Consider the following 11967-nt stretch of genomic DNA (forward strand, 5'->3'; position numbering starts at 1 on the left):
ATAGAGTTACGCTTGTTACAAAATTCAGTCTGTGGCAGGGCGCTTTGTTACGCCCTGTCGAATCGAGCTGGAAACACAGCCAAAACCGCCCCGCGAAGTTTGAAAACACGCATAATTTTCGTGGCGATGGCAGGGCGTTTGGGGTAAAATGCGCGCGACCAGCGTGATTGCGATCGCATTTCTGTGATTAATCTGCGCCAGCTCAATGCGAACGGTGTTGTTTAAAACCGGGTGCCCCGCAGGAACGCGGCGCTTTGTCTTTCCTTCAAACGTAGTGCATGTGGATATGATTACAATTAAGAAAGGATTGGATTTGCCCATAGCGGGTGGTCCAGAGCAAGTTATCCATGATGGCCCAGCCATTAAACACGTAGCTACATTGGGTGAAGAGTATATTGGCATGCGCCCTACCATGAGAGTTAAGGTAGGCGACAAGGTAGCCAAGGGTCAGGTGATCTTTGAAGATAAAAAGAATCCTGGCGTTAAATATACGGCTTCGGCCAGTGGTACTGTTACTGAAATAAACCGGGGTGCAAAGCGCGTCCTCCAGTCTGTGGTGATCGAAGTCGAGGGTAACGATGCCGTTGCGTTCGCCAAGTTCGATGCGACGCAGTTGGATGCTCTGAGCAACGATCAGGTTCGCAGTAACCTCATCGAGTCAGGCCTGTGGACCGCACTGCGGACCCGTCCTTTCAGCAAAGTGCCAGCAGTAGACAGCTCTGCTGCAGGTATTTTTGTGACCGCTATTGATACCAACCCCCATGCTGCTGATCCCGTTCTGGTGATCCGCGAGCATAAAGAAGACTTTGCCAATGGCCTGAAAGTGCTGGCAAAGCTGACTGAGGGTAAGGTTTATCTGTGTAAAGCCCCAGGCGCAGACATCCCGGCCGCTAACGCCGAAGTGCATGAGTTTGGTGGTAAACACCCAGCCGGTTTGGCCGGTACTCATATCCACTTTATTCTGCCTGCGTCTGTGAACCGTACTGTGTGGCATGTTGGCTACCAGGACGTTATCGCTATCGGCCAGCTGTTCACCACAGGTGAACTTAACAGCAACCGCGTGATCTCCATCGCCGGTCCTATGGCGGTTAAGCCACGTTTGGTACGCACCCAGCTTGGTGCCAGCATCGAAACCCTGACCAGCGGCGAAAGCCAGCCTGGCGTGGTTCGCAAGATCTCCGGCTCTGTATTGAACGGTCGCGCTGCGACTGGTGTACATGCCTATCTGGGTCGTTATCACCTGCAGGTCAGCCTGCTGGAAGAAGGCACAGAGAAAGAGTTCATCGGCTGGATCCTGCCCGGTTCTGACAAGTTTTCTATCACCCGCGCCTTCCTCGGTCACCTGTCGCCAAGCCGTCTGTTCAAGATGACGACCAGCACCGGTGGTTCGGACCGCGCCATGGTGCCTATCGGCAGCTTCGAACGTGTAATGCCGCTGGACATTCTGCCTACCATGCTGCTGCGTGATCTGGTTTCCGGCGACATCGACGGTGCAATCAGTTTGGGTGCACTGGAGCTGGATGAAGAAGATTTGGCACTGTGTACCTTTGTGTGCCCAGGCAAGTATGACTACGGTTTCTATCTGCGCAGCTGCCTGGATACGGTAGAGAGGGAAGGCTGATGAGCTTGAAAGATTTTCTTGAGCGTATTGAACCGCAATTTGAAAAAGGCGGTAAATACGAAAAGTGGTACGCCCTGTATGAAGCGGCCGCCACTATTTTCTATACGCCAGGTCTGGTGAACAAGGGCAAGACCCACGTTCGCGATAACCTCGATCTGAAGCGTATGATGATCACCGTGTGGGCCTGTGCCTTCCCGGCGATGTTTGTTGGTATGTACAACGTGGGCCTGCAGGCTCAGCTGGCGCTGGCCGCCGGTTTTGCCACGCCTGACGTATGGCAGGTTAGCCTGTTTGGTATCCTCGGCACTGAGCTGACTGCGGATGCCGGTTGGGCCACCCTGATGTGGTATGGCGCCTGTTTCTTCCTGCCTATTTATGCCGTAACCTTCGTGGTCGGTGGCATCTGGGAAGTGCTGTTTGCCATGGTGCGCGGCCACGAAGTAAACGAAGGCTTCTTCGTGACTTCTATCCTGTTCGCCCTGACGCTGCCTGCCACTATCCCATTGTGGATGGTTGCGCTGGGTATCACCTTCGGTGTGGTGGTTGCAAAAGAAGTGTTCGGTGGTACCGGACGTAACTTCCTTAACCCTGCACTGGCCGGTCGTGCCTTCCTGTTCTTTGCCTATCCGCTGAACATGTCTGGTGACACCAGCTGGGTTGTGGCTGACGGTTTCTCTGGTGCAACTCACCTGAGCCAGGCTGCCAGCGGCACGCTGGAGTATGGTCTGAACCAGGATTGGTGGAATGCCTTCTTCGGCTTTATCCCAGGTTCTGTGGGTGAAGTATCGACTCTGGCAATTCTGCTCGGCGGTTTGGTCATCATCTATACCCGTATTGCGTCCTGGCGCATCGTGGGTGGTGTTATGGTAGGTATGGTTGCCGTATCGACCCTGCTGAACGTTATCGGTTCTGACACCAACCCAATGTTCGCCATGCCATGGTACTGGCACCTGGTTCTGGGTGGCTTTGCCTTCGGTATGATGTTCATGGCCACTGACCCTGTGTCTGCCTCTTTCACCAACCAGGCCAAGTGGGCCTACGGTATCCTGATCGGTGCCATGGCGGTGTTCATTCGTGTGATCAACCCTGCGTTCCCTGAAGGTATGATGTTGGCCATTCTGTTTGCCAACCTGTTTGCGCCACTGTTCGACCATTTCGTGGTACAGGCAAATATCAAGCGGAGGATTGCCCGTGGCTAATAATAAAGATTCGTTCGCAAGAACGCTGTTTATCGTTGTTGGCCTGTGCTTGGTGTGCTCGATCTTCGTATCGACTGCCGCCGTGGTTCTGCGCCCAACCCAGCAGGAAAACAAACTGCTGGATAAGCAAAAATACATTCTGGAAGCCGCCAACCTCATCGATACCAAATCAGGTAATCTGAGCAAGGCTGACGTGCTGGCTACTTACGAGAAGTACGTTCAGGCTCGCGTTATCGACCTGAAGACCGGTGAGTTTGTAGAAGGTGTGGATGGCAATACTTTCGATCAGGAAAAAGTAAGCCGCGATCCAAAAACCTCTTCCAAGCCAGAGAACGACATCGCTTCTATCAAGCGTGTGCCTAATCAGGCTGTGGTTTACCTCATCCGTGACGATGCCGGGGCCATTAAAACTGTGATCCTGCCAATCAAGGGTTATGGTCTGTGGTCTACCATGTTCGCTTTCCTGGCACTAGACCCTGACATGAACACTGTTCAGTCACTGGTTTATTACGCCTTTACCGGTTCAGGTGAAACCCCTGGTCTGGGTGGCGAAGTGCAGAATCCTAAGTGGATGTCTCTGTGGCACGGTAAGAAACTGTACGATGAGCAGGGCAACCTGGCCATCAGCGTGACCAAAAACCCTGCCGTTGCCGCTTCTGTTCACGGTGTTGACGCCCTCTCTGGCGCAACCCTGACCAGTAACGGTGTTCAACACTCTCTGACATTCTGGCTGGGTAAAGAAGGTTTTGCGGCTTTCATCGAGAAGGCGCGTAACGGAGGCTTGAGTTAATGTCCAACGCCAATGAACTGAAGAAGGTTCTTACTGGACCTCTGATTAGCAACAACCCCATTGCCCTTCAGGTTCTGGGTGTGTGTAGTGCGCTCGCAGTAACCAGTAAGCTGGAAACTGCCCTGGTAATGACCCTGGCTCTGACCGCAGTAACTGCGTTCTCGAACCTGTTCATCTCCATGATCCGTAACCACATTCCAAGCAGCGTGCGTATTATCGTGCAGATGGCGATTATCGCCTCTCTGGTAATCGTGGTTGACCAAATCCTGCGTGCTTATGCGTACGATGTGGCCAAGCAGCTGTCGGTGTTCGTGGGCCTTATCATCACCAACTGTATCGTGATGGGCCGCGCCGAAGCCTACGCTATGAAGACTCCTCCGATGATGAGCTTTATGGACGGTATCGGTAACGGTCTGGGCTATGGCGTTATCCTGATGTCTGTTGGCTTTGTCCGCGAACTGCTGGGTAACGGCTCTCTGTTTGGCGTGGAAATCCTGTCCAAGGTTTCCGATGGTGGCTGGTATGTGCCTAACGGTTTGCTGCTGCTGCCGCCAAGTGCGTTCTTCCTGATCGGTATCCTGATCTGGATCATCCGCACCTACAAGCCTGAGCAAGTTGAAGCAAAAGGATAAGGACAATGGAACATTATATCAGTCTTTTAATCCGCTCTGTTTTCATTGAAAACATGGCACTGTCCTTCTTCCTTGGTATGTGTACTTTCCTGGCGGTGTCCAAGAAGGTCAAAACTGCCATGGGTCTGGGTATTGCGGTAATCGTGGTGCTGGCCATTTCTGTGCCTGCCAACCAGATCATTTATCAGAGCATTCTGGCGCCTGGCGCGCTGGCATGGGCGGGTCTGCCTGAGGCAGATCTTAGCTTCCTGAACTTCATCACCTTCATCGGTGTGATTGCAGCTCTGGTACAGATCCTCGAGATGGCTCTGGATAAGTACTTCCCGCCGCTGTACAACGCGCTGGGTATCTTCCTGCCACTGATCACTGTGAACTGTGCGATTTTCGGTGCCGTGTCCTTCATGGTTGAGCGTGAGTACAACCTGCCGGAATCTCTGGTGTACGGTATCGGTTCCGGTATCGGTTGGGCGCTGGCCATCGTATTGCTGGCAGGTATCCGTGAGAAGATGAAGTACGCCGATGTACCCGATGGTCTGCGTGGTCTGGGGATCACCTTTATCACCGCCGGTCTGATGGCTCTGGGTTTCATGTCGTTCTCAGGTGTGTCCCTGTAAGGGGCACCTCAAGAGGGCTGTTTTCTAGAGGCCCTCTAAGGATAAATTAATGGAAAATTTAGATATTTTTCTGGGCGTGGGCATGTTTACTGCCATCGTACTGGTATTGGTTCTGGTGATCCTGTTCGCCAAATCCAAACTGGTATCGAGCGGTGACATCACCATCAGCATCAACCATGACCCAAGCAAGGCTATCAAAACGGCTGCCGGCGGTAAGCTGCTGGGCGTGCTTGCCAACCAGGGCATCTTCGTATCGTCTGCCTGTGGTGGCGGTGGTTCCTGTGGTCAGTGCCGCGTGCACGTGACTGCCGGTGGCGGCGACATTCTGCCAACCGAACTGGATCACATCTCTAAAGGTGAAGCCAAGCAAGGCTGTCGTCTGGCATGTCAGGTTAACGTAAAGACCGACATGGAGATTGAACTGGAAGAAGAAATCTTCGGTATCAAGAAGTGGGAATGTACTGTTATCTCCAACGATAACAAGGCAACCTTCATCAAGGAACTCAAGCTGGCCATCCCTGATGGCGAATCAGTACCGTTCCGTGCCGGTGGTTACATCCAGATTGAAGCGCCTGCGCACCATGTGAAATATGCCGAGTTCGATATTCCTGAGAAATATCGCGGTGACTGGAACCACTTCGGCTTCTTCAAGCTGGAGTCCAAGGTAGATGAGCCGACTATCCGTGCTTACTCCATGGCCAACTATCCGGAAGAGTTCGGTATCATCATGCTGAACGTGCGTATCGCTACGCCTCCACCACGTAACCTGAGCCTGCCATGCGGCAAGATGTCTTCGTACATCTGGAGCCTGAAGGCCGGCGACAAGGTCACCATCTCTGGTCCATTCGGTGAGTTCTTCGCGAAAGACACCGATGCCGAAATGGTGTTCATCGGTGGTGGTGCCGGTATGGCGCCAATGCGCTCGCACATTTTCGACCAGCTCAAGCGTCTGAAGAGCAAGCGTAAGATGAGCTTCTGGTACGGTGCCCGTTCCAAGCGCGAAATGTTCTATGTGGAAGACTTTGACGGTCTGGCTGCCGAAAACGATAACTTCGTTTGGCACGTTGCTCTGTCCGATCCTCAGCCTGAGGACAACTGGACCGGCTACACCGGCTTCATCCACAACGTTCTGTACGAGAACTACCTGAAAGACCACGAAGCACCAGAGGATTGCGAGTTCTACATGTGTGGACCTCCAATGATGAACGCGGCGGTAATCGCCATGCTCAAAGATCTCGGTGTTGAAGACGACAACATTTTGTTGGACGACTTCGGCGGTTAAGGGAATTGGCCCCCGGCTTGTCCGGGGGCCAACTATTAACAGATATGCAGGTCCCAATGAAAAAGACCTTTTCAAACTGGCTGGTCCTTGTCGGACTGGCCTTTTTCATTTCAGCGTGTTCCAAAGCACCTGATGTGATTGCGCTGTCCGGCAGCACCATGGGCACCACCTATAACATCAAAGTGGTTCCGGTCCCCGGTTTGCCAGACGCCAAGGCGCTGCAGGCTGAAATTGATGTCGCGCTGGAGCGGGTGAACGACCAGATGTCGACCTATCGCCCGGACTCGGAGCTGAGCCGCTTTAATCAGCTGTCGCCGGAGCAGGGCATTGAGGTATCGGCCGACACAGTCAAGGTGATTGAGGAAGGTATGCGCCTGCACCGGATGACCGGCGGCGCGCTTGACATCACCCTCGGCCCCCTGGTGAATATCTGGGGCTTTGGCCCGGATAAGCGCCCAACCCATTCTCCGACTGACGCTGAAATTGCGGCGGCGAAGCTTCGCACCGGCATTGAGCACATCAGCATTGAAGGCCTTAAGTTAACCAAGCACAACGCCGAGCTTTATGTGGATTTATCCTCCATTGCCAAAGGCTTTGGTGTGGATGTGATTGCAGAGCTGCTCGAGAAATACCACCCCAGCGGCTACTTGGTCGAGATTGGCGGTGAGCTTAGAGTCAAGGGCACCAAGGCCGATGGCAGCGCCTGGCGTATCGCCATCGAAAAACCGGTGACCGACGGCCGCGCTGTGTCTGAAGTGGTTGAGCCCGGCACCATGGGCATGGCGACCTCTGGTGACTATCGCAATTATTTTGAGGAGAACGGCAAACGATTCTCTCACCTTATCGACCCCAGAACCGGCTATCCCATTGCCCATACTCTGGCGTCTGTCACCGTGCTGCATCCCAGCTGTATGACCGCCGATGGTCTTGCCACCGCCATGATGGTACTTGGCTCCGAAGCGTCACTGGCGCTTGCCAAACGGGAACAACTGGCGATAATGCTGATAGAAAAACAAGGGGAGCAGTTTGTGGTACACTACAGCGATGCCTTCCTGCCCTTTGTTAAGTCCACTCAGGAGTGATGTATGAGTACCTTTATCGCGGCGTTTGCAGTGTTGATGGTGTTTTTCTTATTGATGAGCATTGGCTACATCATCAAGAAAAAGGCTGTTGCCGGCAGTTGTGGTGGCCTCGGTGTCCTTGGCATTGAAAAAGCCTGTGATTGCGACGACCCCTGCGACAAGCGCAAGGCCAAGATGGCCGAAGAGGCGCGCAAGGAAAAGCTCACCAAAGACCGGATAATCTGATACGGATTTTCATCATCAGGGCTCCCATGGGGCCCTGATGTTTTTTCCCCTTTCTGTGCTTTGACTATACTCAGTGGCAACGGGCTTTACTTCTACTGGAAGGAGCGGCCATGAGTTCAGCGCCCGAGCATCTTCTCAATTCTGTCGCCTCCATCACTGAGCAGCGGCAGCTGCAGTCATTGGCAAGCAGCCTGATAGAAACCATAGAGCAAACCATGGGCGTCGATCAGGTCGCCGTTATCAACGTTGGCGATGTGCCTCATTTTCCGCAAATGATGTCTTCCAGCGGCTTTGCCCTCGGCCTGTCGCCGCTGCCGCCTTGCGTGCAGGCCTGTGTCGAGCGGGGCGAGGTGATCCTGTGTGAGCTGACAACCCCCTGCAAGGTAGCGCTGCCCATAAAAATGAATGATGTCGTGGTAAAGGTGCTCCTTATTAATGATATTGAGCCGGATGAAGCCCAAATCACCATGCTGAGGGCCTTTTCACGGATCTATGAAAACTTCGCCCGAGTGGTGCAGGACAGCCAGACCGACAGCCTCACAGGACTTTTAAATCGCAAAGCCTACGATGCCAGGTTGTTTCACATGTTTACCTGTATCCGCAATGAAACCCGCCGGGCGCCTTATTTCTGGATTTTGACCTTCGACATCGACTTTTTTAAGAAAATCAACGATACCCTCGGCCATCTCTACGGAGATGAAGTGCTGCTTAAGCTCAGTCGGATCATGCGCGAGTGTTTTGGGAGTGATGACGCACAGTTTCGTTTTGGCGGCGATGAGTTTGTGGTGCTGCTCGATAACAAGTCCCAACATGAGGTCGAAGTGCTGTGCAGGCAGTTACTGCAGCAGGCCGCAACTATTTATCATGAGAAGATAGGTCCAGTGACCCTCTCCATTGGCATTGCCGCCTTAAACCTTGAAGACAACCCCGCATCTGTGATGATGAAAGCCGATAAAGCCTTGTATTTTGCCAAGGAAAACGGTCGTAATCGCTGGGCCTTTTATCATCAGCTAATTCAGCAGGGCGACATGCTGCCGCCCCATATCGACGATGATATCGAGCTGTTTTAATCCACCGATAAGCGTAAACGCAATGAGAATAATTGTCTTTTGTATGTTGTTGAAATAGAACAAAAATTTGCTTATGCGCTCTTTTTGTACTAGGTTTGGATTTTGATATGGATCAAATTTTCACCAACCTGGGACAACGACTTATGAAAGGCCATGCCAACGTGGTGAGCCATCTCAACAAGGTGTTGACTGCTGAGCTTACCGCTATCAACCAATATTTTCTGCACGCCCGTATGTTTAAAAACTGGGGGCTTGAGAAACTCAACAGCAAAGATTACAAAAAATCCATCGAAGACATGAAGCACGCCGACAAGCTTATCGAGCGGGTGTTGTTTCTCGAAGGATTACCCAACTTGCAGGCGCTCGGCAAGCTTCGCATCGGCGAACATGCACAGGAGATGCTGAGCTGCGACAAAACCATGCTCGAAGAGCAGTTGGTGCTGCTGCGAGCCGCCATTGCTGACTGTGAAGCCTCACAGGACTATGTCAGCCGCGATATTCTTGAAGATATCCTCGAAGATGAAGAAGAACACCTCGACTGGCTCGAGTCTCAGTTCGAACTTATCCGCCTGACCGGCATTCAAAATTATCTTCAATCTCAGATGGATGACTGAAGGAGCGCATCATGAAAGGCAATCAGGAAGTGATAGACGCGCTGAACAGTTTGCTCACCGGTGAGCTTTCAGCCATGGATCAGTACTTTGTGCACGCCCGCATGTACGAAGATTGGGGCCTGAATGAGCTTTATGAGCGCATAGCCCACGAGTCGGACGATGAGCGTGAGCATGCCGCCAAGCTGGTGTCGCGTATTCTGTTTCTCGAGGGCACTCCGGATGTGGCGAGCCGCGAAAAGCTCACCATAGGCAGTAATGTCGAAGAGATGCTGAAAAACGATCTGGCCTATGAAAACAAGGTTGCGGCTCACCTTAAAACCGTGATCAGCCTCTGTGAGCAGAAGGGGGATTACGTCACCCGTGAGCTGCTTGTTCAGCTTCTGGATGAAACCGAAGATGACCATCTGTACTGGCTCGAAAAGCAGCTGAACTTGATTAAGATGATTGGCCTGCCCAATTATCTCCAATCCAAAATGTCTTGAGTAAAGTGTTTCAACCCTATGGTTCGTATGGCTATTTTCAGTTGTACGAACCTTGCTTTGACTCCCATGCCACCTTCAACCCTTAAGTTTTGAGTAAAAAGCGCGCAGTTTATTTCAGTTTTTTCGAGCAATTGACCAACTTGGCTACTGTTATCGCTTATTTAGTTAATTTCATTGAATAATTCTTGGTGTCTTTGCATGAATGTTGTTAGATTTGGAGGCCGTTCAGCCCAACAACAATAAATGCAAAGGGTATTTCCATGGGACACATCAAACGTTCACTGAGCCTGCAGCTGGTGCTCACCCTGGTGGGTGCGCTCGCGATACTGCTGGCATTAGTGGCAACTGTTCTGGTTAATTCCGCCAGCCAAACCACCCGCCAAACCATAGACGAAGACATCAACGCCCTGATGGAGCTGAAAAGCCGCGAGATCCGCGGTTATTTCCTCGCCAAGGGCCAGGTGATCCACTCGATTTTTGCCGAGCCCAGCCTGCTTGAGTGGTTCGCCACGTACAATGACAGGGGCGGGGATATCAGCGCCGACAAGCAGTATCAAAATATCGTGCGCTACTTCCGCTATTTCTCAAATCAGGACGCTGACATCAAATCGGTATTTCTCGGCTCGGCCAACACCTTTGAGTATTTCGATCTCAACGGCCGCCACGATGACGATCCTGACTATTACACCAACAAGCGCCCCTGGTGGCAGGAAGCGATAGACAAGGGCGGCCTGTTCGTTGGCGATCCAGCGGTGGATGCCAAAGACGGCTCCATCTCTGCCACGGTCAAAACCCCGGTTTATGGCGCCAACGGCCAGTTTATCGGGATTGGTGGCATGGATATTCTTATCGACACCATAGGCAAAAATTTACTCTCGCCCATCAAATATCAGGGTGCCGGTCAGGCGTTTTTGATGACTGACGGCGGCAAGCTGGTGTATTTCCCGGGCTTTAACAGCAGCTTTCCGCCAGGCTCCCTTATCAGCGAAGTTGACCGCAACGGCAGCGAAGGTTTCAGTGAGCTTGGTGCACTGATGAAGCGTCAGGCCACAGGTTTTGCCGATGTCGAGTATAAGGGAGAACGTCAGCGGGTTGCCTTTGTTGAAGTGTCCGGCGATTACCCCAAACAAAAATGGCATCTCGCCTTTATGTTGCCCCACGAGGTGATTGAGGCCCCGGTGCATGAGGCATTCTGGAATGCCAGTTTCATGGCCATCGGCATTATTTTACTGGTTGGTGTGACCGTGTGGCTGTTGCTGCTGCCACTGCGCCGCCAGATTGCCTCCCTGCTGGGTGCCATGGAAGACATGGCCCGCGGCGAAGGCGATTTGTCGCGCCGGATTGAGATTGAGCGTGAAGACGAGCTTGGCAAAATGGCCGAGGCCTTTAACCGCTTTGCCGCCAAGGTGCAGCAGATGTTGCTGCAAACCCGTGATTTGACCCGCGATGTGGACGATGGCATCGCCGAAGCGCGTAAGATTTGTGATGTCGCCGTAGGCGCCGTTTCCCGCCAGAAGGCACAAATCGACTCGGTTGCGGCGGCGGCCACCGAAATGGCGCACACCAGTCAGGAAATGGCAGCCAGCGCCCAGCGCACTGCTGACTTTGCCGAAAAGGCCCAGTCACAGGCTGGCGACAGCAAACGCATCGTTACCGAAGCCACCCGAGGCATTGAAACCCTCTCCGGCCGCGTTGTTGAAGCGGCGGGCGTTATCGGCGAGCTGCGTGCCAGCTCGGAGAAAATCGGTGAGGTCTTGAGCGTTATTCGCAGTATCGCCGAGCAGACCAACCTGCTCGCGCTCAACGCTGCCATTGAAGCTGCCCGCGCCGGTGAGCAGGGCCGTGGCTTTGCGGTGGTGGCCGATGAAGTGCGCACGCTGGCGTCGCGCACCCAGGATTCCACCGCCAACATTCAGGGCATCATTCAGCAGCTGCAGCAGGGAGCGCTCGAAGCCGCCTCGGTAATGGAAGCCGGTGTGGCCGATGCCAGACGTGGTCAGGAGCTTACCAACGAGGTGCAGGCATCGCTGAGTGCCATCACCCAGGCGATTGATGCCATCATGCAGCAGACCACCGACATCACAGTGGCCGTGGGCCAGCAGGCGGTGGTGGCAGAAGAAGTGGCCCACAATGTCGAAACCGTGCGCGGCCTGTCGGACGAGTCGCACCATGCGAGTCAAGAGCTTTCGGGCAGCCTTGCCGCCTTCGAGCAGTTGACCCATGCCTTGTCGCGCAACATAGGTCAGTTCAGGATCTAGGCGAATTCAGGATCTTGTTCAGGAGCTAGGCCAGTTCCGAATTTGAACGCTATCTGTGCTGACAGCCAAAAAAAGCGCCTGCGGGCGCTTTTTTATTG

Annotated in this window: 12 protein-coding genes; all 12 read left to right on the forward strand. The window is 53.2% G+C overall.

Translation table 11 applies throughout. The annotated features are described in order from the left end of the window. The first annotated feature begins 286 nt into the window (after positions 1–286). Positions 287–1621 carry a Na(+)-translocating NADH-quinone reductase subunit A gene (locus KJI95_RS09135; protein WP_214506888.1) on the forward strand — a complete coding sequence of 445 codons (1335 nt, stop codon included), beginning with the start codon at positions 287–289 and terminating at the stop codon, positions 1619–1621. Then, complete coding sequence (locus tag KJI95_RS09140; RefSeq protein WP_214506889.1) at positions 1621–2820, forward strand: NADH:ubiquinone reductase (Na(+)-transporting) subunit B; 1200 nt, start codon at positions 1621–1623, stop codon at positions 2818–2820. Before KJI95_RS09135 ends, KJI95_RS09140 begins: the two co-directional genes overlap by 1 nt. After that, positions 2813–3610 (forward strand): Na(+)-translocating NADH-quinone reductase subunit C, encoded by a 798-nt coding sequence (locus tag KJI95_RS09145; protein WP_214506890.1) that lies wholly within the window; start codon positions 2813–2815, stop codon positions 3608–3610. The genes KJI95_RS09140 and KJI95_RS09145 overlap by 8 nt, the downstream gene beginning before the upstream one ends. Continuing rightward, positions 3610–4242, forward strand: a complete 633-nt coding sequence (locus tag KJI95_RS09150; protein ID WP_214506891.1) for an NADH:ubiquinone reductase (Na(+)-transporting) subunit D — start codon at positions 3610–3612, stop codon at positions 4240–4242. Before KJI95_RS09145 ends, KJI95_RS09150 begins: the two co-directional genes overlap by 1 nt. A 5-nt stretch (positions 4243–4247) precedes the next feature. Then, the gene (gene nqrE / locus KJI95_RS09155) at positions 4248–4856 is read left to right on the forward strand and encodes an NADH:ubiquinone reductase (Na(+)-transporting) subunit E (RefSeq protein ID WP_214506892.1); all 609 of its coding nucleotides are present in this window, start codon (positions 4248–4250) and stop codon (positions 4854–4856) included. Between the two features lie 49 nt (positions 4857–4905). Next, positions 4906–6138, forward strand: a complete 1233-nt coding sequence (gene nqrF / locus KJI95_RS09160) for an NADH:ubiquinone reductase (Na(+)-transporting) subunit F (RefSeq protein WP_214506893.1) — start codon at positions 4906–4908, stop codon at positions 6136–6138. 56 nt (positions 6139–6194) lie between these two features. Continuing rightward, positions 6195–7220, forward strand: a complete 1026-nt coding sequence (locus tag KJI95_RS09165; protein WP_214506894.1) for an FAD:protein FMN transferase — start codon at positions 6195–6197, stop codon at positions 7218–7220. Between the two features lie 3 nt (positions 7221–7223). Continuing rightward, positions 7224–7445 (forward strand): (Na+)-NQR maturation NqrM, encoded by a 222-nt coding sequence (gene nqrM, locus KJI95_RS09170; RefSeq protein WP_214506895.1) that lies wholly within the window; start codon positions 7224–7226, stop codon positions 7443–7445. Between the two features lie 110 nt (positions 7446–7555). Next, positions 7556–8515 carry a GGDEF domain-containing protein gene (locus KJI95_RS09175; RefSeq protein ID WP_214506896.1) on the forward strand — a complete coding sequence of 320 codons (960 nt, stop codon included), beginning with the start codon at positions 7556–7558 and terminating at the stop codon, positions 8513–8515. Positions 8516–8658: 143 nt separating this feature from the next. Beyond that, positions 8659–9129, forward strand: coding sequence for a bacterioferritin (gene bfr / locus KJI95_RS09180; RefSeq protein WP_214507223.1), 471 nt, complete (start codon positions 8659–8661; stop codon positions 9127–9129). A gap of 11 nt (positions 9130–9140) precedes the next feature. Continuing rightward, positions 9141–9611: a bacterioferritin gene (bfr, locus tag KJI95_RS09185; RefSeq protein WP_214506897.1), complete on the forward strand. Its 471-nt coding sequence runs from the start codon at positions 9141–9143 to the stop codon at positions 9609–9611. Between the two features lie 260 nt (positions 9612–9871). Then, positions 9872–11869 carry a methyl-accepting chemotaxis protein gene (locus KJI95_RS09190; RefSeq protein ID WP_214506898.1) on the forward strand — a complete coding sequence of 666 codons (1998 nt, stop codon included), beginning with the start codon at positions 9872–9874 and terminating at the stop codon, positions 11867–11869. The last annotated feature ends 98 nt before the right edge of the window (positions 11870–11967 follow it).

Origin of the sequence: Shewanella jiangmenensis (genome assembly GCF_018596335.1) — a bacterium.
Taxonomy (GTDB): Bacteria; Pseudomonadota; Gammaproteobacteria; order Enterobacterales; family Shewanellaceae; genus Shewanella; species Shewanella jiangmenensis.